General features: G+C 69.5%; 23 protein-coding genes. 16 read left to right on the top strand and 7 right to left on the bottom strand.

All coding sequences use genetic code 11. From position 1 onward, the window contains the following. The 11 genes from JL108_RS01170 (at position 1) to tsaD (ending at position 9,395) form a co-directional block, all read left to right on the top strand. Positions 1–1,401 carry an NAD(P)H-hydrate epimerase gene (locus tag JL108_RS01170; RefSeq protein ID WP_205196545.1) on the top strand — a complete coding sequence of 467 codons (1,401 nt, stop codon included), beginning with the start codon at positions 1–3 and terminating at the stop codon, positions 1,399–1,401. Next, positions 1,398–2,531 carry an alanine racemase gene (alr, locus tag JL108_RS01165; RefSeq protein ID WP_205196544.1) on the top strand — a complete coding sequence of 378 codons (1,134 nt, stop codon included), beginning with the start codon at positions 1,398–1,400 and terminating at the stop codon, positions 2,529–2,531. The genes JL108_RS01170 and alr overlap by 4 nt, the downstream gene beginning before the upstream one ends. Further along, on the top strand, positions 2,528–3,502 hold the full coding sequence (locus tag JL108_RS01160; RefSeq protein WP_205196543.1) for an alpha/beta fold hydrolase: 975 nt from the start codon (positions 2,528–2,530) through the stop codon (positions 3,500–3,502). The genes alr and JL108_RS01160 overlap by 4 nt, the downstream gene beginning before the upstream one ends. 236 nt (positions 3,503–3,738) lie before the next feature. Beyond that, positions 3,739–4,707: a tRNA (adenosine(37)-N6)-threonylcarbamoyltransferase complex ATPase subunit type 1 TsaE gene (gene tsaE, locus JL108_RS01155; protein ID WP_143911437.1), complete on the top strand. Its 969-nt coding sequence runs from the start codon at positions 3,739–3,741 to the stop codon at positions 4,705–4,707. A 131-nt stretch (positions 4,708–4,838) separates the two neighbouring features. Then, a complete protein-coding gene (tsaB, locus tag JL108_RS01150) occupies positions 4,839–5,456 on the top strand; it encodes a tRNA (adenosine(37)-N6)-threonylcarbamoyltransferase complex dimerization subunit type 1 TsaB (protein ID WP_205196542.1) in 618 nt (205 codons plus the stop codon). A 1-nt stretch (position 5,457) separates the two neighbouring features. Next, positions 5,458–5,886 carry a ribosomal protein S18-alanine N-acetyltransferase gene (gene rimI / locus JL108_RS01145; RefSeq protein ID WP_205196541.1) on the top strand — a complete coding sequence of 143 codons (429 nt, stop codon included), beginning with the start codon at positions 5,458–5,460 and terminating at the stop codon, positions 5,884–5,886. Next, positions 5,883–6,383, top strand: a complete 501-nt coding sequence (locus JL108_RS01140) for a VTT domain-containing protein (RefSeq protein WP_205196540.1) — start codon at positions 5,883–5,885, stop codon at positions 6,381–6,383. The genes rimI and JL108_RS01140 overlap by 4 nt, the downstream gene beginning before the upstream one ends. After that, on the top strand, positions 6,380–6,796 hold the full coding sequence (locus JL108_RS01135) for a DUF5709 domain-containing protein (protein ID WP_143911441.1): 417 nt from the start codon (positions 6,380–6,382) through the stop codon (positions 6,794–6,796). The genes JL108_RS01140 and JL108_RS01135 overlap by 4 nt, the downstream gene beginning before the upstream one ends. Further along, positions 6,783–7,397, top strand: coding sequence for an HAD family hydrolase (locus JL108_RS01130; protein WP_205196539.1), 615 nt, complete (start codon positions 6,783–6,785; stop codon positions 7,395–7,397). The genes JL108_RS01135 and JL108_RS01130 overlap by 14 nt, the downstream gene beginning before the upstream one ends. 15 nt (positions 7,398–7,412) lie before the next feature. Beyond that, entirely contained in the window at positions 7,413–8,174 is a 762-nt protein-coding gene (locus JL108_RS01125) for a 1-acyl-sn-glycerol-3-phosphate acyltransferase (RefSeq protein ID WP_205196538.1), read from the top strand. A 174-nt stretch (positions 8,175–8,348) separates the two neighbouring features. Continuing rightward, positions 8,349–9,395, top strand: coding sequence for a tRNA (adenosine(37)-N6)-threonylcarbamoyltransferase complex transferase subunit TsaD (gene tsaD / locus JL108_RS01120; protein ID WP_205196537.1), 1,047 nt, complete (start codon positions 8,349–8,351; stop codon positions 9,393–9,395). 118 nt (positions 9,396–9,513) lie between these two features. On the opposite strand, the gene JL108_RS01115 is transcribed toward tsaD, so the two are convergent. The 5 genes from JL108_RS01115 to JL108_RS20360 all read right to left on the bottom strand — a co-directional run bounded on the left by JL108_RS01115 (position 9,514) and on the right by JL108_RS20360 (position 13,495). Beyond that, positions 9,514–10,245, bottom strand: a complete 732-nt coding sequence (locus JL108_RS01115; protein WP_205196536.1) for a hypothetical protein — start codon at positions 10,243–10,245, stop codon at positions 9,514–9,516. A gap of 44 nt (positions 10,246–10,289) precedes the next feature. Beyond that, on the bottom strand, positions 10,290–11,447 hold the full coding sequence (locus JL108_RS20365) for a class I SAM-dependent methyltransferase (RefSeq protein WP_205196535.1): 1,158 nt from the start codon (positions 11,445–11,447) through the stop codon (positions 10,290–10,292). A gap of 77 nt (positions 11,448–11,524) precedes the next feature. Next, entirely contained in the window at positions 11,525–11,980 is a 456-nt protein-coding gene (locus tag JL108_RS01105; protein WP_205196534.1) for an ATP-binding protein, read from the bottom strand. Continuing rightward, positions 11,970–12,305, bottom strand: a complete 336-nt coding sequence (locus JL108_RS01100) for an STAS domain-containing protein (protein WP_205196533.1) — start codon at positions 12,303–12,305, stop codon at positions 11,970–11,972. The genes JL108_RS01105 and JL108_RS01100 overlap by 11 nt, the downstream gene beginning before the upstream one ends. A 17-nt stretch (positions 12,306–12,322) precedes the next feature. After that, the gene (locus JL108_RS20360) at positions 12,323–13,495 is read right to left on the bottom strand and encodes a PP2C family protein-serine/threonine phosphatase (RefSeq protein WP_205196532.1); all 1,173 of its coding nucleotides are present in this window, start codon (positions 13,493–13,495) and stop codon (positions 12,323–12,325) included. A gap of 283 nt (positions 13,496–13,778) precedes the next feature. Between JL108_RS20360 and groES the strand changes: the two genes are divergently transcribed. From groES to JL108_RS01070, 5 genes are all read left to right on the top strand, one after another. Beyond that, complete coding sequence (gene groES, locus JL108_RS01090) at positions 13,779–14,072, top strand: co-chaperone GroES (RefSeq protein ID WP_087623411.1); 294 nt, start codon at positions 13,779–13,781, stop codon at positions 14,070–14,072. An 86-nt stretch (positions 14,073–14,158) separates the two neighbouring features. Next, positions 14,159–15,760, top strand: coding sequence for a chaperonin GroEL (gene groL, locus JL108_RS01085; protein ID WP_205196531.1), 1,602 nt, complete (start codon positions 14,159–14,161; stop codon positions 15,758–15,760). 318 nt (positions 15,761–16,078) lie between these two features. Next, complete coding sequence (locus tag JL108_RS01080) at positions 16,079–16,987, top strand: diiron oxygenase (RefSeq protein WP_205196530.1); 909 nt, start codon at positions 16,079–16,081, stop codon at positions 16,985–16,987. Between the two features lie 78 nt (positions 16,988–17,065). Continuing rightward, positions 17,066–17,971: a diiron oxygenase gene (locus JL108_RS01075; RefSeq protein ID WP_143911452.1), complete on the top strand. Its 906-nt coding sequence runs from the start codon at positions 17,066–17,068 to the stop codon at positions 17,969–17,971. An 18-nt stretch (positions 17,972–17,989) separates the two neighbouring features. Continuing rightward, positions 17,990–19,612 carry a 4Fe-4S binding protein gene (locus JL108_RS01070; protein WP_205196529.1) on the top strand — a complete coding sequence of 541 codons (1,623 nt, stop codon included), beginning with the start codon at positions 17,990–17,992 and terminating at the stop codon, positions 19,610–19,612. Positions 19,613–19,627: 15 nt separating this feature from the next. On the opposite strand, the gene JL108_RS01065 is transcribed toward JL108_RS01070, so the two are convergent. Both JL108_RS01065 and JL108_RS01060 read right to left on the bottom strand, forming a co-directional pair. Continuing rightward, positions 19,628–20,659: an aldo/keto reductase gene (locus JL108_RS01065; protein WP_205196528.1), complete on the bottom strand. Its 1,032-nt coding sequence runs from the start codon at positions 20,657–20,659 to the stop codon at positions 19,628–19,630. A gap of 145 nt (positions 20,660–20,804) precedes the next feature. Beyond that, complete coding sequence (locus JL108_RS01060; RefSeq protein ID WP_205196527.1) at positions 20,805–21,665, bottom strand: PhzF family phenazine biosynthesis protein; 861 nt, start codon at positions 21,663–21,665, stop codon at positions 20,805–20,807. Positions 21,666–21,741 lie beyond the last annotated feature (76 nt).

The following is a 21,741-nucleotide window of genomic DNA, read 5'->3' as shown; positions in this document are numbered from 1 at the left end:
ATGCTGAGCGCGTACCGGGTCGAGCAGATCCGCGCCGCTGAGGAGTCCGCCGCCCGTGTCCACGGGTGGGACGGTCTCATGCAGGCGGCTGCCGCTGCGCTCGCCGATGTCGTCGCATTGCGGGTGCCGTCGGATGCGACGACGCTCGTGCTCGTCGGGCCGGGCAACAACGGTGGCGACGCGCTCTTCGCCGCCGCCCGACTGAGCGATCGCGGGCATCGGGTCGATATCGCACTGCTCGACCAGGCCAAGGCCCATGAGGCCGGCCTCGCGGCGGCCCGCCACGCCGGGGCCCGATTCGTGGAGGCCCCCTCGGACCAGCGTTACGTCGTCGACGGGCTGTTCGGGATCGGCGCCAGGCCGGGACTCGAAGGCCGGGCGGCGCAGTGGGCCGACTGGGTGCGTGACGAGCGCCCCTATGTCATCGCCGTCGACACCCCCTCGGGGATCGGCGTCGACGACGGCACGGTGCCCGGTACCGCCGTCGCCGCCGATGTCACCGTCACCTTCGGTGGCGCCAAGCCCGGTTTGCTGATCGGTCGCGGCGCCTTGGCCTCCGGAGAGCTCGTCGTGTGCGGTGTCGGCATCGCCGAGCATCTCTCCGATCCGGCATGTGAGGCGCTCGAGCTCGGCGACGGTGCCCGTTTCGCTCATCTGGTCCCCGGGCCGGAGTCGCACAAGTACAGCCGCGGAGTAGTGGGCATCGAGGCCGGCTCTCCGGAGTACGCCGGTGCGGCGCATCTGTGCGTCGCCGGTGCTCAAGCGGGAACCGCCGGGATGGTGCGCTTCGTGGGCCAGCGCGAACTCTGCGACCGGGTGGTCGATCGTGCCCCCGAGGTCGTCGCGGGACGAGGCCACGTGCAGGCGTGGGTGGTCGGCCCCGGCGGGATCGACGACCCGGAGCCGGTACGCGCGGCACTCGATGACGACGTGCCTGTGCTCCTCGACGCCACGGCGCTGACGCACCTTCCTCCCCGCCTGCGACCCGACGTGCTGCTCACACCGCATGCCGGTGAGCTGGCACGGATGCTCGAGGTCGAGCGGGCCGAGGTCGAGGCCGATCCATGGCCCCACGCGCGAACTGCCGCTCGACGTTGGGATGCCACGGTGCTGCTGAAGGGGCCACGCACGCTGGTGGTCGCTCCGGACGGACGGACCATGGTCAATACCTCCGGGACCCCGTGGCTCGCCACGGCGGGAGCGGGGGATATGCTCGCCGGCTTCGCTGGGTCGCTGCTGTCCTCGGGACTCGGTGCTCTCTCGGCGGGCGCGTTGGCCGCCCTCCTCCACGGCGCGGCAGCCGAGCGCGCGGCGCTCGCGGGCCCCTTCCCCGCGCACCATATCGCCGAGCTGCTGCCGAGCGTGCTCGGCGACTTCCTCGTGCCGACGGCGGCACGATGAGCGGGGCGAACGGCGCTCCGGCGGCCGCGGAGCTGGTGGTCGATCTCGACGCCTACCGCGAGAACCTGAGGGTGCTGCGCGAGCTGGCGCCCGCATCGCAGCAGATGGCGGTCGTCAAGGCGAACGGTTACGGCCACGGGATGGTGCCGATCGCCCGCGCGGCACGCGATGCCGGCGCCGACTGGCTCGGTGTCGCGAGACCCGAGGAGGCCCTCGCCCTGCGCTCCGCGGGTGACGACGGCCCGGTGCTGTGTTGGCTGGAGACACCCGGTGCCCCCTTCGCCGAGCTCGTGGAGGCCGGGATCGAGGTCACCGCGTCGTCGGCCGAGCAGCTTGAGGAGATCCTCGCCGCCGCGCCGTCGCGACCCCGCGTACAGCTCAAGGTGGACACCGGCCTGTCCCGCAACGGCGCGAGGTTCGGTGCCGACTGGTCGGCCCTCGTCCGCGCGGCCTCGCGAGCCCAGGACGGCGGCCGCGTGCAGGTCACCGGAGTGTGGTCGCATTTCGCCTGCGCCGACGAACCGGACAATCCCGCGTCGGCCGAACAGGAGGCAGTCTTCATCGGCGCCGTCGACGAACTGCGTGGAGCGGGAGTCGAGCCAGGCCTACGGCACCTGTCGAACTCCGCCGGCATCCTCACCCGTCCGTCCGCCCACTTCGATCTCGTGCGGGTGGGCATCGCCTCCTATGGCATCGACCCGGACCCGGCCGTGCGGTTCCCGGGCGTCCGGCCGGTGCTCACCGCGCGGGCCCGGCTCGCGCAGGTCAAGGAGGTCGAGGCAGGTGCCCGGGTCTCCTACGGCTACCGCTGGACCGCCGACCATCCGACCCGCCTCGGTCTCGTGCCGGTCGGCTACGGCGACGGCCTCCATCGCACGGCCTCGAACCGCGCCGAGATGGGGTATGCGGGCCGGCGGGTGCCGGTGCGTGGAACGATCTGTATGGACCAGTGCGTGATCGATCTCGGCGAACTGCCCGCTCGACGGGGTGATCTCGTGACACTGTTCGGACCCGGCGACGACGGCGAGCCCACCGCGGAGGAGTGGGCGCAGGCTGCCGGCACGATCGGCTACGAGATCGTGACCCGGCTGGCGGGACGCTGGACCCGGACCTATCGAGGAGAGCGATGAGAAAGCACGTGACACGCGCAGCGGCGACGGCGGGAGCCTTCGCCGCCGCTGGCGTCGCGGCGACCGTCTTCAAGAACCTGTCGGCCCAGCGCCGGCTGGAGCGGCGAGGCGACGAGACCCCCTTCGGCTCGGTGCACGGGGAGTCGCACTACCTCGCCGCACACGACGATGTCCCGCTGCACGCCGAGGTCGACGCCGGCCCCGAGCCGACCATCGTGTTCCTGCACGGCTGGATGTGCGATCTCGACACCTGGCACTATCAGCGGCTCGCCCTACGAGGCCTTGCCCGCATGGTGTTCTGCGACCTGAGGTCGCACGGCAGGTCCGGGGTGACCTCGGCATCGAACTCCTCCCTCGACGACCTCGCCGACGACCTGCTGACCGTGCTGGAGAGCCTCGCGGCGGACTCCCGGGTGGTGCTCGTGGGCCACTCGATGGGCGGCATGGCGATCATGCGCTTCGCCGCGCGTCACCGCGATGTCTTCGAGCGGCAGGTCGCCGGTGCGGTCCTTATCGGCACCAGCGGCGGCAAGCTCATGCGCAAGAGCCCCGCTCTGCGCTATATCGCGGCCATGATGCGGGCCACCACGCCGGTCCTGGACTGGGGCCGCGAGTTCAACAGCTTCTCGGTCATCAAGCGCTGGGCGCTCGGACCGCACGCCTCCGAGGCCGCGGCGGATATCTCCAATGAGATGATCCTGCGCGCCCCGTCGCGCGTCATCGTGAACTTCTACCCCAACTTCCTGGACCTCGACCTCGGCGAGGGATTCGAGGCGCTGGCCAGGGTTCCCACCGTGGTGGTCGGCGGCACCAAGGACGTGCTCACCCCGTTCTCCCACAGCCGCTGGCTCGCCCGACACATCGATGGAGCGGAACTCGTCACGATCGAGGACGCGGGCCACATGATGATGTTCGAGGATCCGGCCACGGTCACGGAGGCGATCGAGACCGTACTCAAGGAGGCCTCATGACCGAGCGGAGCGAGGGAGCGATGGACGTGTCAGGCCGGTTTCTGCCTATCGTGTGCTCTTCTTGGCAGGAGCTGGCATGACCGAGCGGAGCGAGGGAGCGATGGACGTGTCAGGCCGGTTTCTGCCTATCGTGTGCTCTTCTCGGCAGGAGCTGGCATGACCGAGCGGAGCGAGGGAGCGATGGACGTGTTAGGCCGGTTTCTGCCTATCGTGTGCTCTTCTCGGCAGGAGCCGGCATGACCGAGCGGGCGGCTCTGGACCTGGTCGAGGCCGGACCCGAGCATGCCGAGGTCATCGTCGACGTGATCCATCGGTCCTTCGCCGCTCGGCCCGCTCTCGATCCCCCGACGACGGCCTTCGACGAGACGGTCGAGACGGTCGCGGCGACACTGCGCGACTACGGGGGGCTGCTCGCCCTGCGACGTGATCGCCCGATGGGGGCGATCCTGTTCGACGAGTCCCGCGAGGGGCTGCTGGGTCTGCGGCGGGTCAGCGTCCATCCGCAGGGTCGCGATCGCGGGGTGGCCTCCGCGATGGTGGGCGTGGCGGAGGACATCGCCGAGGAACGCGGCAAGGACGGCATCTGGCTCGATGTGCGCGAGGAACTGCCGGATACGGTGCGGTTCTGGACCCGCAAGCTCTACGTGCCGATCGGGCAGACCGGGCCGATGATCCACCTGGGCAAGACCCTGTGGCTCTCGCGAGAGGTCCCCGATGCGACCTCGATGCACGAGTTGGCGGCCGATGTCGCCCGTCTGCTGAGCCCGGGGGATCTGCTGGTGCTCAGCGGTGACCTCGGGGCCGGCAAGACGACGTTCACCCAGGGGCTCGGCGAGGCGCTGGGGGTGCGTGGACCGATCACCTCGCCCACCTTCGTCATCGCGCGTACACATCCCTCGCTGGCCGATGGTCCGCCCCTCGTGCACGTGGACGCCTACCGGCTGGGCGATGCCGCTGAGATCGACGACCTCGACCTCGATGCCTCGACCGAGGAGTCGATCACGGTCGTGGAGTGGGGTGAGGGCCGCGCGGAGCAACTGGCCGACAGCTGGCTGTCGGTGCGGATCGAGGCGCGGGCGGTCGATGACACAGATCCGGTCGGCACGGACTCCGGGGTGAAGTCGCCGGACATGCGGGTGGTCACGATCCGCCCCCGCGGGCCGCGTTGGATCGACGTTCCCCTGCGGTCCACCCTCCTGCGCTGACCGTGGGCGGTGAGTCATCCCGCACCCCCGCCCTGAGCGGTGAGCCATCCCGCACTATCCGCCCGAGGGTGCGTGACAGCTCACCGCCCGGCGAGGGGATCTCCGCTCCCGGGGCCACGTAGGCTAGCGTCGTGCTCCTCCTCGCCATCGACACGGCCACGCCCGCGATCACCGCGGCGGTGCACGACGGTTCGCGCGTGATCGGAGAGGCGACGGCCCACGGCGCGATGGCGCACGGCGAGCTGCTGGCATCGCAGATCCGCGAGGCCCTCGCTCGAGCGGGTGCCGCGGCCGCGGACCTGACCGATGTGGCGGTCGGCGTCGGCCCTGGCCCGTACACCGGTCTGCGCGTGGGCGTCGTGACGGCATTGACCCTGGCTCAGACCCTCGATCTGACCCCCCACGGAGTCTGCACACTCGACATCCTCGCGGCCGACACCGACCAGGCCGAGCTGATCGTGGCAACCGATGCGCGCCGCAAGGAGGTCTACTGGGCTCGCTATGTCGACGGTGTGCGGGTCGAGGGTCCCGCGGTCGACAAGCCCGCTACCGTCGCCGAGCTCGGACTCCCGGTCGTCGGGCGCGGTGCGGAGATCTATGCCGATGTCCTCACCCAGAGTCCCGGACCGCTCGACCCCTCTGCAGCGGCGCTGGCCCGCCTCGTGGTCGCCGGGCGAGCCGCGGAGCTTCCCCTGGAACCCCTGTACCTGCGCCGTCCGGACGCAACGGTGCCGGCCGCGCGGGCGTGAGATGACGCTGCGGTCCGCCTCCGCCGCCGATCTGCCGGCTCTCGTCGAGGTGGAGGAACTCTGCTTCGGTCCTGACGCCTGGAGCCGGAACCAGCTCACCGACGAATTCGCGGCATCGCGGACCGTCATCGTGGCCGATGACGAGGAGGGCATCGCCGGATACGCCACCGTCTCCCTCGTGGGCCCGGACGCCGAGCTCCTGCGGATCGCCGTCCTCCCGGCACGACGGCGGCGCGGCACCGCACGGCGACTGCTCACCGAGGCGTGGAGCCGAGCCGCCGAGCGAGGGGCAGAACGGATGCTGCTGGAGGTCGACGCGGACAACGAGCCGGCGATCGGGCTCTACCGCCGGTTCGGCTTCTCCGATCTGGCGACCCGTCGCGGCTACTACCGAGGACGCGACGCACTGGTGATGGAGCGACGAGGGTGAACGGGGTCATCGAGGCGATGCGCTCCTGGCCCTGGGCATGGGCCTGGTGCGGCTTCTTCCTCGTGGCATTCCTGCGTGCCGGCGCCACCTATCTCATCGGGCGAGGCGTCACGGCGGGAGTGATCCGCTGGCGTTCGCCCAATGCCCGTACCCGCGCGGTCATGGATCGGGTCGGCACGTGGGGCGCGCCGGTCGTCGCGCTGAGCTTCCTGACCGTCGGCGTGCAGACGATCGTCAATCTGTCGGCCGGTCTCATCGAGATGCGCTGGCCGCGCTACCTGTCGGGCCTCGTGCCGGGCGCCGCCGCCTGGGCGACCGTCTGGTCCACGATCGGCATGGCCGCGTTCTATGCCCTGCTCGGAGGGCTGCGTGGCGAGCCGCTCGTCGCCTTGGCCGGGATCGTCGTCGTGGCGGCTGTGGTGGTGATATATCTCGCGCTGCGCAAACGGGCCGCTCGACTTGTGGGCGGCGATGACAGTGGCAGTCTGAATCCATGAGCAACGCACCCGACGAGACGCCCGCGGACTCCCAGTTCCTCAGCCAGGATCCGCCCGAGGACACCCTCATCGACCGTGGCCTGGAGGATCCTCTCGACGAAGGCTTCAGCGCGCCGGAGCGCTGGTCCGCCGGTGAGGGATTCGGCACGACACCCGAGGAGGAGCTGCAGGGGGAGTCATTGGACCAGCGTCTCGCTCAGGAGATCCCCGAGCCCGATCCGTACGCCGAGGTGGACGAGGAGGATCTCGACGACGGCGAGGTCGGGCACGATCGTTCTGGGCGTCTCGTCGATCCCAATGCGGGCATCGGCGAGGACGTCGACGCCGAACTGCTCGGCGACGACGCCGGTATCGACGGAGCGGCCGCGAGCGCCGAGGAAGCAGCGGTGCACACGATCGATGACGAGGAGTGAGCCCACGGTCGTGGTCGGCTTCGACCTCGACATGACCCTCATCGATTCGCGTCTCGGTATCGCGGCCACGTATCACGAGCTGGTGCGTCGCACCGGTGTCCCGATCGACGTCGACCTCGTCGTCTCGCGGCTCGGACCGCCGCTCGAGGTGGAGCTGGCGAACTGGTTCGCCGACACCGAGGTCGACAAGGCGGCGCAGCTCTATCGCGAGCTCTACCCCGATCTCGCGATCGAGCCGGTCGGACCGCTCCCGGGCGCGATCGCCGCACTCGAGATGGCCGCGGCGCGCGGCGAGACGATGGTGGTCACCGCCAAGAACGAGCGCGATGCCCGCCTGCATGTGGAGCACCTGGGCCTGCCGGTCGATCACGTCGCGGGCGGCGTATGGCGCGATGGCAAGTCGGAGGTCCTCGTGCGGCATCGCGCCAGCCTCTACGTCGGCGACCATGTCCATGACATGGAGGCTGCGCGCATCGCCGAGGTGCCGGGACTGGGTGTCGCCTCGGGCCCCTGCTCGGAGCAGGAGCTCGCCGCAGCGGGTGCCACCGCGACACTGCCGGACCTGACCGGCTTCGCTACGTGGTTCAGTGAACACGTGTAAGGCTAGTCTGGGCGAATGCGCGACATCACGTACCCGCCGATCATCCTCACGGCCAAGACGCTCTTCAAGCTGCTGGGGATGCGGTTCCAGATGTCAGGGACCGAGCACATTCCCCGTGAGGGCGGTGCCATCCTGGCGGCCAATCACATCGGGTACGTCGATTTCATCTTCGACGGTCTCGCCGCGCAGCCGAGCAAGCGACTCGTGCGCTTCATGGCGAAGAAGGAGGCCTTCGAGCACGCGGTGTCCGGGCCGGTCATGCGGTCGCTGCATCACATCCCGGTCGATCGCGACAGCGGCGAGGCGTCCTTCCGCGATGCGGTGGAGTACGCGAGGTCCGGGGAGATCGTCGGGATCTTCCCCGAGGCGACGATCAGCCGGTCGATGGAGATCAAGGATCTGAAGACGGGTGCCGTGCGCATCGCCGCCGAGGCGGGTGTCCCGCTGATCCCGATGGTGACGTGGGGCACTCAGCTGCTGAAGACGAAGGACCATGACAGCGATCTGTTCGGCCGGGGCAAGACGATCGCCTTGCATGTCGGAGAGCCGCTGCAGGTGACCGGGGAGGATCCGGTGGCCGAGACCGAGCGGTTGCGGGTCGCGATGAGCGCGCTGCTGGACAAGGCGATCACCGAGTATCCGGTGAGTCCGCAGGGTCAGTGGTGGGCGCCCGCGCGTTATGGAGGTCTCGCCCCCACCCCCGAGGAGGCCGAGCGCCTGGATGCCGAGGAGAAGGCAGCCCGTGCCGCCCGACGCGCGGCTCGCGAGGACGACTGATCCCGGCGCGGTCGAGCTGCGTCCCCGTCCTCGCCGGCGGTAGCTCATCAACCCTTCCGTCTCGGTGGCGGTAGCTCATCAACCGAATGGTGTGCGGATGAGGTTGATGGCTTACCGCTGCGTGGTGGGTGAGGTGCGGGCGGGGATTGCCGGTCGGCCGCCTAGACTGGCGCGGTGACTGAACCGCTGGTCCTGGGCATCGAATCCTCCTGCGACGAGACGGGTGTCGGCATCGTCCGAGGCACGGAGATCCTCGCGCATGCGGTCGCGTCGAGTGTCGAGGAGCACGTGCGCTTCGGTGGGGTCGTGCCGGAGGTCGCCAGCCGCGCCCACCTCGAGGCGATGGTGCCGACCCTCGAACAGGCGTACCGCCAGGCCGGACTCGACGTCCGTGATGTCGACGCGATCGCGGTCACCTGCGGTCCGGGGCTCACCGGCGCCCTCCTCGTCGGAGTCGCTGCCGCCAAGGCCCTCGCCCTGGCCCACGACAAGCCCCTCTACGGCGTCAACCACCTCGCGGCGCACGTGGCCGTCGACCAGCTGGAACACGGCCGTTTCGGTGAGCGGGTGGTCGCGCTGCTCGTGAGCGGCGGGCACACCGAGTTGCTGCTCGTCGACGACATCGCCACCGACATCACGATGCTCGGGTCGACCATCGACGATGCCGCCGGGGAGGCCTTCGACAAGGTCGCGCGCCTACTCGGCCTGCCCTACCCGGGAGGCCCGGAGATCGACCGTGCGGCTCGCGACGGCGACCCGACCGCCGTGGCCTTCCCGCGTGGCCTGACCACGGGACGCGATCTCGAACGCTATCGGTGGGACTTCTCGTTCTCGGGTCTCAAGAGCGCCGTCTCCCGGCATGTGCAGCATGAGCAGCGCATGGGACGTCCGGTGCCCGTCGCGGACATCGCGGCGTCTTTCCAGGACGCGGTGTGCGATGTGCTCAGCAAGAAGGCGATCGCCGCGTGCGTCGCCCATGACGTGCCCCGGCTCGTGCTGGGCGGGGGAGTGGCCGCCAACGGCCGGCTGCGCCATTACGTGCTCGACCGTGCTGAGGCCGCCGGGATCGAGGTGCGCATCCCGCCTCCGTCGCTGTGCACCGACAACGGGGCGATGGTGGCGGCGCTGGGTGCCGAGCTGGTCGCGCGGGGCGTGTCGCCATCCGCACTCGACCTCCCGGTCGACTCGGGCATGCCGGTCGCGCAGATCGTCGCCGCCTGACGCTCGCTTCCTACCCGGTCGGAGGTAGACCATCAACCCCATCAGGCCGTCATGAGGTTGACCGGCTACCGCCGCCGCGGGGGAGAGGTTGACCAGTTACCGCCGCCCGCCATAGGGGTCAGCCTCGGTCGGCTGGTGGCTCTGTCGGGCCGCGCTCGGCCTCGGTGAGCAGCCGGTCGAGCATGAGATCGGCGGAGACGCCGTGGGCCGTGGCCAGCCGCCGCAGCCGGGTCGAGCGTCCGGCATCCAGCACGAAAGGCTCGGGCCCGCGTCGCGCCGATGACGGAACGCGCCCGCCGAAGACCCGCAGTGCGATGAGGGTGATGCTGCCCAGTGCATCGAGGATCGCGAGGACGCCGAGCAGGCGCATGACGTCGTCGCCGATGCCGCCGTCGCTGAGCAGGAGCATGATGATCACGGCGGCCACCGCGCCGGCGATCAGCGCTGTCGAGATCAGCAGCCATCGCTGCCGCCGCCGGGCGTCGCCGGTCAGACCGGCGAGCAGACTGATCTGCGCCAGCGTGAGCGCCAGCGTCATGCTGACCCCGTAGGTCCTCCACCACCCGTCGGAGTACGACCAGTCGCCCCAGACGAGCACCAGGGAGATCGTGACCGGCACCACGGCCACCACGGCCCCGGCCGCGCCCGCCGGCCACCAGGAGCTCGCGCTCGAGGCCAGATAGCACAGCGCGGCGAGTGCTGCGACTCCGACGATGGTGGTCGTCAGCAGTACATTGCCCTCGACCTCGCCGAGCTGACCGGGCTTCAACAGGGCGTAGATTCCGAGCGCCGCCGCCAGCGCGAACGTGCCGATGACGAATCGGGCGACGATCCTGCGGAGAGCTTCCATGGCCGAAGCATCGCATAGGTCACGCCCGCCTCGGCCACGACGCGTCAATCGATCGGACGCACCCAGAAGGCCCGGCCCTTGCCGTCGACGCGGGTCAGCAGCAGGGTGGCCGGGATGGAACCGGTCGCCTTGAGCTGAGCGATGAGCCGCTCCGGCACGATGTCGACTCCGCGCTTCTTGACCGTGAGCGTGCCGAGGTCGCGTTCGCGTAGAGCGGCGCGGAGGCTCTTGGTGCGGAACGGAAGTTCCTCGACGATCTCGAACCAGTGACCCAGAGCGCCCGAGGGCGGGGCGTCGCAGGTCAGGTAGGCGATCTTGGGGTCGAGGAGCCCGCCGCCGATCTGCTCGCCCAGCTCGGCGACCAGGCCTGCGCGGATCACGGCGTCATCGGGCTCGACGATGAACCGGCGAGGCGGATCGAGCCGGGCTCGCGCGCTGTGCGCGGCGATCGTCTCGCCTGTGGGCAGCACGGTGGCCCGATGACCGGGCACCTCGAAGCCGGCACCCCACAGGCACGCCTCCACCAGGTCGCCGTGGTCACTGACCCATTCGGCGCCGACGCCCGTGGGGATCGCATCGTGCGCGATGCCGGGCATGAGCTTGGCGACAGCCCGGCCGTCCAGCAGGCGAGCGGTCCACTCCCACGGCGGCGTGAGCTGGTCCAGCCGGGTGAGACGACCGCTGCCGTCGCGGCGGGCCGGATCGACGAAGGCGATCTCGTCATCGGCGATCGATGTCTCGAGGGCGTCGCCGGCTTCGACGCGTCCGTCGATACCGAGGGTCGTCAGGTTCGCGCGTGCGATGGCCGCGCGCAGCGGGTCGATCTCGATGCCGCGCACGGTGAGCCCGGCCCGGGCGAAGGCGATGAGATCGGCGCCGATGCCGCAGCCGAGGTCCGCCACGGCCTGGGCGCCCCGGTCGCGCAGCTGCTCGGCCCGATGGCGCGCCACCGACGCGCGCGTCGCCTGCTCCAGCGCGTCGGGCGTGTAGTAGAGGCGGGCCGCATCGGGTCCCAGCTTCGCGACGGCCTTCTCACGGAGCCGCTGCTGGGCGATGGCCGCGGCGACCAGCTCACCGGGGTGATCGCGACGCAGCCGAGTGCCCAGCGCGAGGTCGGACGTGCCCGGTGGCTGCTCGGCCACCGTGGCGAGCAGACGCTGACCGGCCGGGGCCAGCAGACGATCGAAGGTCGCGAGGTCCACCTCGCCATTGTGGCCGTTGCCGCGACGTCCCTCTCATGGGTGGTGCCTGAGCGTCCCTTCCAGCCGCGAACGGACGCCTACTCACCGCCTCCGGGCGCCGCCGGGACGGGGAGACGACGATGTTCCAGCAACCAGTGGTTGGCGCCGTCGTAACGGTGCTCGACCCGGTCGAGTACCGCGCGAGCCAGGGCCAGTCCGCGTCCGTCCTCGGACTCCGGGGGCGGCATGGTGGCGTGCTCGACGTCGACCTCGGCGGACTCGTCGTGGTCGGTGAATTCGGCGACGAGGCGATCGCGATGCGCTTGGAGCCGGAGGTCGAAGCGGCGCGGGCCACCCGCGGTGCGGCGACCGTGCGCGACGATATTGCCGGTCACCTCGGCGAGGGCGGTGGTGAAGGCATGCCGCACGTGCATGTCGACATCACCGCCGAGGTCGTCCCACCACTGCTGTGCGGCGTCGAGGACCAGCTCGATGCTCTCCGGGGTGGCCGGCGCGTCGAAGACCTGCCGGATCACCGGCTGTTCAGCGGGCATCGAGTGCCGCGTCCACGGTCACGAAGGGCTGGAGCAGGTCGTCGAGATTGGTCAGCTCCATGGCCAGCCGGACTTGATCGCTCGCTCCGCAGACGCGCAGCGGAACGTCCCCGGCATGCGCGATCCGCTGTGCTCCCGCCAGGGCGCCCAGCCCCGAGGAGTCGATGAAGGCGAGGCCGGCGAGGTCGATGACCACCAGCTGATCGCCGGCGTGCAGGGCCGTGGTGACCGCATCGCGGAAGGCTCCCGTCGATGCCATCGTCAGACGTCCCCGGGGGCGCAGGACGGTGGCCCCCTCGACGCGGTCGACGCCGATCTCGAACACGTGCTCTCCCAACCCGTTCAAGGATGACGCTGGACGATGATGACCGTAACGTCATCGAGCGGAGGTCGCTCAGTGGCCAGGTCCAGGATCGTGTCGATCGCCTCGGCGTCCGTGGACGGCCGGACGAGGGATTCGACGGCCTCGGGCCAGCGGACCGGGTTCTCCACGAGGTCGAGGACTCCGTCGCTGACACACACGAGCCGGTCGCCCGGCAGGAACTCCACCTGGTGTTCGCGGCGTTCCCGGCGCCGCAGACCCAGCGGAGGATCGTCGCCGGTGAGGCGCTCGCGTTCGCCGGTCGCCCGCAGGAGCAGCGCCAGCCCGAAGCCCGCATCGGCGTAGCGGAGCCGATGGGTCCGCGTGTCGGCGGACAGCTGGAAGACGGTGACGAAGGCCCCCGACCGGTCCAGCTCGTCGGCCAGCTGGGTCTCCGCTCGCTGTAGATATCGGCCGAGATCCATGCCCTCGGTCACCGATTGGATCGCGCCACGCAAGGCGCCGTGGACTGAGGAGCCGAGGAGCGCCGCCGCCGTGCCCTTGCCCATGACATCGGCGAGTCCGGCGTGGAGGACGTGGCCGTCGGCGCCGTAGTCGAAGTAGTCTCCACCGACATTGAGCGCGGCGGCGCAGCGTCCGGTGACCGACCAGTCGCCGATCCGCAGCGGACGGTCCGGCAGCAGCGCCGTCTGCGCCGCTCGGGCGCGCCCGGACTCGGCCTCGGCGAGCAGCTCGCGTTGTGCCCAGGCCGCGAGATCGCTGAACTCGGCGACCTGGGCGGCATCGAACTCCCGGGTGCGTGTGTCGAAGACGCAGAACGCGCCGATGACGGTGCCTCCCGGCTCGGTGAGCGGGTAGCCGAGGTAGAAGCGGATCGCCGGGTCGGCGCGCACGGCGGGAAGGTCACGGAACCGGGGATCGCAGGTGGCGTCGGAGGTCGTGACCGGACCGGAGGTGTCGAGGACGTGCTGGCAGAAGGTGTGCTCGCGGGGAATCGACTCCGGGAGGTCTCCGGAGCCGCCGGGAATGAAGACGCGGTCGGCGTCGAAGACGGTCACCGCGGAGCTCGGCACGTCGAACATGCGCCGGGCGATACGGGCGATACGGTCGAGGACCGGAAGCGAGCCGCGTTCGGGGAGCCCGAGGATGTCGACCACGCGCTGTCGCCGCTCATCGGCGGACACGATCGTCACCGGGGCTCCTCTCGCCTCGTCAGGACCGGACGGGAGGCACGCGGTCCGGCGAACCTGTGCATCAGTCTAACGATGTCGCCCCATCTCAGGGCCGATACCAGGAAAAGATGCGGTGCCGCCACGGTTAGCACTCTCTTGGTGTGAGTGCCAAGGTTTGCTATCGTCCTCTTTAGCACTCGGGTAGTCTGAGTGCCAGTTCCATCGGTGGCCCCGACCCCCGCGACGGCGTGGCCACCGGACACCTCAATTCGTAGCAGTAACCGTCGAAAGGGGAGGTCGACCAGTGTCGGTCACCATCAAGCCGCTCGAGGACCGCGTCGTCGTCAAGGCGCTCGAAGCCGAGCAGACCACCGCGTCCGGTCTCGTGATTCCGGACACCGCCAAGGAGAAGCCCCAGGAGGGCGAGGTCGTGGCCGTGGGCCCCGGCCGCGTCAGCGACAACGGCGAGCGCGTCCCGGTCGATGTCGCCACCGGCGACAAGGTCATCTTCAGCAAGTACGGCGGCACCGAGGTCAAGTACGACGGACAGGATTACCTCATCCTCTCCGCCCGCGACATCCTCGCTGTCGTCTCCTGATCCAGTGCTCCGGCGTCGTCCCTCGGGGCGGCGCCGGAGCCGCATTCGCCCCCTGAATCCTTCAGTAGAAGAGGTCTGATCCTTCTATGCCCAAGATCCTGGAGTTCGACGAGGATGCACGCCGCGCGCTAGAGCGCGGCGTCGACAAGCTCGCCGACACCGTCAAAGTCACCCTCGGCCCCAAGGGCCGCTATGTCGTGCTCGACAAGAAGTGGGGCGCTCCCACGATCACGAACGACGGCGTCTCCGTCGCCCGTGAGATCGAGCTCGACGACCCCTTCGAGAACCTCGGCGCACAGCTCGCCAAGGAGGTCGCCACCAAGACCAACGACATCGCCGGCGATGGCACCACCACCGCCACGGTGCTCGCTCAGGCGATGGTCCACGAGGGCCTGCGCGCCGTGGCCGCCGGAGCCAACCCGGTCGGCCTGAAGCGCGGCATCGAGGCGGCCGTCGAGGCCGTCACCGCCGAGCTGCGTAACCGTGCCCGCGATGTCGACGATGTCGCGGACATGACCGCGGTCGCCACCGTCTCCAGCCGCGACGGTCACATCGGCGAGCTGATCGCCGATGCCTTCGACAAGGTCGGCAAGGACGGTGTCATCACCGTCGAGGAGTCCAACACCATGGGCACCGACCTCGAGTTCACCGAGGGCATGCAGTTCGACAAGGGCTACCTGTCGCCCTACATGGTGACGGACACCGAGCGCATGGAGGCCGTGCTCGACGACCCGTACATCCTGGTCAACCAGGGCAAGATCTCCGCGGTGCAGGAGCTGCTGCCGCTGCTGGAGAAGGTCGTTCAGGCCGGCAAGCCGCTGTTCATCATCGCCGAGGACATCGAGGGCGAGGCGCTCTCGACCATCGTCGTGAACAAGATCCGCGGCACCTTCACCTCGGTCGCGGTCAAGGCCCCGGCCTTCGGTGACCGCCGCAAGGCGATCCTCCAGGACATCGCGACCCTCACCGGCGCCACCGTGGTGACGCCCGATGTGGGCCTCAAGTTGGACCAGGTCGGCATCGAGGTGCTCGGCACCGCGCGCCGTGTCGTGGTGACCAAGGACAACACCACCATCGTCGACGGTGGCGGCGACCAGGCCGAGGTCGACGGCCGCGTGGCCCAGATCAAGGCCGAGATCGAGAACACCGACTCCGACTGGGATCGCGAGAAGCTCTCGGAGCGTCTCGCCAAGCTCGCCGGCGGCGTCTGCGTCATCCGCGTGGGTGCGGCCACCGAGGTCGAGCTCAAGGAGAAGAAGCACCGCATCGAGGACGCCGTCTCCGCGACGCGCGCCGCGATCGAGGAGGGCATCGTCCCCGGCGGCGGTTCGGCTCTCGTCCACGCTGTGGGCGTGCTCGACGACGGCCTCGGGCTCAGTGGCGACGAGGCCGTGGGTGTGCGGATCGTCCGCAAGGGCGCCGACGCCCCGCTGGAGTGGATCGCCCGCAACGGCGGCGCCTCCGGCGAGGTCGTGGTCTCCAAGGTCCGCGAGAGCGGCGACGGCTACAACGCGGCCTCGGGCGAATACGGTGACCTGCTCGCGCAGGGCATCCTCGACCCGGTCAAGGTCACGCGTTCGGCGCTCGCCAACGCGGCCTCGATCACCGCGATGCTGCTGACGACCGAGACCCTGGTCGTCGACAAGCCCGCCGAGGAGGACGACGAGCACGCTGGACACAGCCACTGATCGTCGCCAACTGGCACGTACAGGGCCCGGAGCTTCGGCTCCGGGCCCTGTCGCGTTCCGGCCCTTCGTCTCCCTCGGGTGGGCGGTGAGCTTCGCACGTCTCGCCCGGGTGGGCGGTGGGTTACGCACCTCTCACCGCCTCGGAGAGGTGTCTATCTCACCGCCCTCGGCGTTGAGGGGTGCCTATCTCACCGCCCACCTGTCGCGTGCTCGGCCGCGTGCTTCCGCCCCGCCCGCGGAGGGGTGACGGCACTCGCGGATGACGACTGCCATTTTCGATGTTACATTGATAGTGTCACATCGAGAGGATGATGCGCGATGACCGCAACGGCAGTGGATTTCCGCCAGCAGATCGACCCGGATGGCACGCTCGAGCGCTTGCTCGAGTCCTCGGCCAAGCTGTCCTATGACCCGGACCAGGAGGTCGACTGGCAGGCCCCGCTCGACCCGACCAAGTACGGGCTGAACCCCGAGTGGTCCACGCTCTACGGCACGCGTCTGTGGAGTGAGATGAGCGAGGAGCAGCGCATCGCGCTGACCCGCCACGAGGTCGGCTCGATCATGAGCACCGGCATCTGGTTCGAGATGATCCTGCAGCAGATGATCCTGCGCGATCAGTACTGCGGTGTCTACGCGGGCTCGGAGTTCCAGTTCGCGCTCACTGAGATCGCCGATGAGTGCCGTCACTCGCTCATGTTCGCCAAGACCTGCACCAAGATGGGTGTCCCGCACTACAAGCCGAAGCGCTACGTGCAGGAGCTCGCGCGCGGACTCAAGACCGTCGCCGGCGGCGAGGTCGCCTATGGGGCGATCCTGGTGGCCGAGGAGATCCTCGATGTCATGCAGCGCGACTGGATGCGCGGCGACAATGTGCTCGACGAGGTCCGCACCACGAGCAAGATCCACGTGGTCGAGGAGGCGCGGCACATGAAGTTCGCGCGGCACGAGATCCGTGAGCACCTGGCCGGTGCGAGCCCGATGCGTCGCAAGGCCAGCGCGGCGGTCATCGCCGGCGGGGCGAAGTTCGTCGTCGAGTCGATGGTCAGCGACGAGGTGTACGCGAATGTCGGCCTGGATCGCAAGCGCGCCGTGGCCGAGGCGAAGGCCAATATGCACCACCAGAACCTCATGCGGATGAGCTGCGTGCACCTCATGGACTTCTTGTCCGAGGCGGGCTTGCTGACCCCCTATGCGATGCGGCTGTACCGCAGCGTCCACATGCTCTGACCGTGACGAGCGGCACGTGACACCCACCACACTGCATGTTACATTGTCGGTGTCATATTGCTGCGAGGGAGGCACACCATGACCATCGCTCCGGAGAATTTCCGCGCCACGCTCAACGACACCGAGCTGGAGCGCCTGCTCGAGTCGTCCGAGCAGCTGTCGTACCAGCCCGATGACGAGATCGACTGGGACGCTCCGCTCGACCCGACCAAGTACGGGCTGAACCCCGAGTGGTCCACGCTCTACGGCACGCGTCTGTGGAGTGAGATGAGCGAGGAGCAGCGCATCGCGCTGACCCGCCACGAGGTCGCGTCGATCATGAGCACCGGCATCTGGTTCGAGACGCTCCTGCAGCACCTCATCCTGCGCAGCCAGTACTCCGCCCCCTACGGTGGCTCGGAGTTCCGTTGGGCGCTCACCGAGATCGCGGACGAGTGCCGCCACTCATTGATGTTCTCCAAGACCTGCGCCAAGCTCGATGCCTCGGACTATCGTCCGCAGCGATACGTCCACGAGCTCGCTCGACTGCTCAAGAACGTCGCCAATGGCGAGATCTCGTACGGCTGCATCCTGGTGGCCGAGGAGATCCTCGATGTCATGCAGCGCGACTGGCTGCGCGGTGAGGATGTGCTCGACGAGGTCCGCACCACGAGCAAGATCCACGTGGTCGAGGAGGCGCGTCATATGAAGTTCGCGCGCATGGAGATCGTGGACTACCTCAAGGGCGTTTCGCCGACCCGCCGCCGGGTCAGCGCTTATGTCATCGCCGCCGCGGCGACCTTCATCGTGCGCGAGATGGTCAGCAAGGACGTCTACGCCAATGTCGGCCTGCCGCGCGAGCGGGCGATCGCCGAGGCCAAGGCCAACACCCATCATCACAACCTCATGCGGATGAGCTGCGTGCACCTCATGGACTTCCTGTCCGAGGCCGGTCTGCTGACCCCCGCGGCGATGCGGATGTACCGCAGCGTCCACATGCTCTGAGCCAGGAAGTCCCCTCACATGGCCTACGCGATCACCCAGAGCTGCTGTAACGACGCCTCCTGTGTGTCGGTGTGCCCGGTGGACTGCATCCATCCGACACCCGATGAGCCGGACTTCGGCACGACCGACATCCTCTATGTGGACCCCAAGGTCTGCATCGACTGCGGTGCCTGTGCCGACGCCTGCCCGGTGTCGGCGATCAAGCCGGTCGACGTCCTGCGCGGCGGCGAGGAGGTCTTCGCGCAGCTGAACGCCGAGTTCTACGCCGAACGGCCCACGCGTGTCGCGCCCGCGACGCACACGTGGGAGGAGATGGGCGCCGTCGTCGATCGCCCGCTGCGGGTCGCGGTCGTCGGCACCGGGCCCGCCGCCTCCTACGCGGCCCGGCATCTGCTCCTGTCGACGGACGCGCGCGTGACGATGCTCGACAAGTCGCCGGTCCCCGGCGGACTGGTGCGCGGGGGAGTCGCACCGGATCACGCCGAGACGAAGGCCTTCGCGAATCTCTTCGACTGGGCGTACCGGCACCCGCGCACCTCGATGTACATGAATGTGGAGGTCGGCGCGGACGTCACCCACGAGGAGTTGTTGCAGTACCACGACGCCGTCATCTACGGCGTCGGTGCGCGACTGGATCGTGCCCTCGGCGTCCCCGGCGAGGACCTCCCGGGCGTCTTCGGCGCGCCGGATGTCGTCGGTTGGTACAACGCGGCCATCGACGTCCCCGCCGAGTCGATCCGCCTGGGCGGGGAGCGCATGGTCGTCGTCGGCAACGGCAATGTGGCCCTCGACGTCGCGCGGATCGTGCTCTCCGAGCCGGCATCGTTGCGGCGCACCGACATGGCCGATCACGCGATCGACGAGGTCGAGCGCTCGGCGATCCGCGAGGTCGTCCTGCTCGGGCGTCGGGGACCGGAGGTCGCGGCCTTCACCCGCCCGGAGCTGCTGATGATGCCCGAGGGCATCGATGTCGTGGTCGCCCGTGACGAGGCCACGGAGGCCGCACTCGACGTTGCGGAGCCGGGGTCCAAGGCAGCGCTCCTCGCTGCTCTTCCGCGGGCGGAGGTGGATCTGACGGTGGCGCCACCGGAGGGCAAGCGACTGGTCTTCGCCTTCGGGGCGCAGATCGTGTCGGTGGAGGGCGGCGACGCGGTCGAGGCCGTGCAGATCGCCCCGACCGGCCGGCCGGACGAGGCCGTCAAGGTCCCCGCGGGCACCGTGGTGCGGTCTACCGGGCACCGCGGACGGCCGGTGGCGGGGCTCCCCTTCGACGACGTCACCGCGACGGTTCCCAATGTCGACGGCCGGGTCATCGATCCGGCCACCGGAGATCCGATCCCCGGCGCCTATGTCACGGGGTGGATCAAGCGTGGCGCCACCGGCGGTATCGGCACCAATCGCACCTGCGCCCACGAGACGGTGTCGACTGTGCTTCAGGACGCGGCCGACGGCGCTCTGCGGATGCCGGGCGGTTCGCGACGCGGATTCGGCAAGCTCCTGCGGAGGCGGGTGCCGTCGCTCGTGAACCGTCGCCGGATGTTCGCCATCGAGAGTGCCGAACGCGCCCGTGGGGCCTCGGCGGGGCGCCCGCGCGTCAAGTTCGCGTCCTCGGCCCAGATGCTCGACGCCGCACGTCGCTGACCGCGGCGGGCGCTCTCACTCGCGTCCGCTGGAGATCCACTCCGGCCCGTTGAAGGTGAGATTGCGGCCGCCGAGCACGGTGTCGGAGACGGCGTCGAGAGCACTCAGCTGATCCTGGGTGAGCGAGATGTCCAGGCAGCCGGCGTTCTCCTCCATGCGCTCGGCACGTCGAGTGCCGGGGATCGGCACGACCGGCAGGTCGAACCGTTCCCCCTGTGCCAGCAGCCAGGCCAGCGCCACCTGGGCCGGCGTCGCACCGAGCTGGTCGGCCACCTCTCGCACCACGTCGACGACGGCCTGGTTGGCCTCGAAGTGCTCATCGAAGCGCGGCTGTCCGGAGCGGGAGCTGCCGGCGATCGCGTCCGGCGTGAGGGTGCCCGTCAGGAACCCGCGCCCCAGCGGGGAGTACGGGACGAAGCCCGTGCCGAGCTCCCGGGCCGCCGGGACGACGTGGGCCTCGACATCGCGCGACCAGATGCTCCATTCGCTCTGGACCGCGGCGATGGGATGTACCGCATGCGCGGCCCTGAGCTCCTCGGCCGTCACCTCCGACAACCCGAGGTGACGGACCTTGCCGGCCTCGACCAGCTCGGCCATCGCACCGACGGTCTCCTCGATGGGCCGGTCCAGCTCGCGACGGTGCATGTAGTACAGGTCGATGACATCGACGCCGAGACGCCTCAAGGACGCATCACAGGCCTGGTGCACGTACTCGCGATCACCCCGGGTCGTCTTGTTCGCCCCCGTGCCGATGGCGCCGACGATCCCGAACTTGGTCGCGAGCTGCACCTCGTCGCGCCGTGTGCGCAGCACCCGCCCGAACAACTCCTCGTTGGTGCCGGCCGGCCCCTGCTGGCCGGGGCGCGGCTCGCCGTAGACATCGGCGGTGTCGAGGAAGGTGACCCCCAGGTCGATGACCTCGTGCAGGACGCGTTCGGCCTCCTCGGAGCCGATGCCACCATAGACGTGGCTGAGGGCCATGCCTCCGAAACCGAGCCTGCTCACCGTGAGGCCGTCGCTGAGTCGAGTCGTGCCGATCGTGGTCATCTGGGTCTCCTTCGCCAGGGGCGCGAGCTCTCGTGAGCGACGCGCGTCACCACGAGCCTAGGTCGTGCACGATCCGGCCTCGGCTCGGCGAGGACGCGTCGATCCCACCGATGCCTTCCATCCGGCTCTGACGGCCGGGCACGACCTAGAGAGGCAGCCTCGCGATTCCCTCGAAGAAGCGGACACACCGTCCGGACAGCAGCACCCGCTCACCGTCGAGTCGTATCCGCAGGGTACCCCCGCGCTTCGAGACCTGGCGGGCCACGAGATCGGTCCTGTCCAGCCTCGCTGCCCAGAGGGGAGCGAGCTGGCAATGCGCCGATCCCGTCACAGGGTCCTCGGGGACCCCCGCCCGCGCACCGAACCACCGCGACACGAAGTCGTACCCGGTGCCGGTCCCCGGTGCGGTCACGACGATGCCACGCACCGGCAGGGCCGACAGGACGGCGAGATCCGGCGTGAGGTCGACGACCGTCTGCGGATCGTCCACGACGTAGATGAGGTCCGTGGCGCGGAACGCCTCGGCGACCGGGACTCCGAGCGCCCGCGCCACGGTGGGGTCGACCTCCGTCGACCGAGGATGCTCGGAGGGGAAGTCCATCGTCTGCACGCCATCGGGCGAGCGGGTCACCGTGAGCCATCCGCTGCGCGTGAAGAACTGCACCGTCTCGGCCTCCGGATGCACATCGTCGAAGAGATACGATGCCGCCGCCATCGTCGCGTGTCCGCACAGCTCGACTTCGATCGCCGGGGTGAACCATCGCAGGTGATATGCGGGCCGCGCCGGATTCCGAACCGGCGGTGCCGATGGCACATCCTCGACGAGGAATGCCGTCTCCGACAGGTTGTTCTCGGCCGCGACCCGCTGGAGGAGCTCATCCGCGGGCCAGGCCGGCACAGGCACCACCGCTGCCGGATTGCCTTCGAACAAGGCGTCCGCGAACGCGTCGATCTGCACCAGCGGAACCTGCACGAACGCTTCTTCACGGTGTCCGGTATCGATCATCCCGCCACGGTAGTGGGTGCCGGAACCGTCGGCGGCCCATCGATGCGGGTGCGTGGGCGGCCGTACAGCGAGCCGA

Source organism: Aeromicrobium sp. YIM 150415, assembly GCF_016918125.1.
GTDB classification, from domain to species: Bacteria; Actinomycetota; Actinomycetes; order Propionibacteriales; family Nocardioidaceae; genus Aeromicrobium; species Aeromicrobium piscarium.
This window is presented reverse-complemented; position numbering and strand designations above follow the sequence as displayed.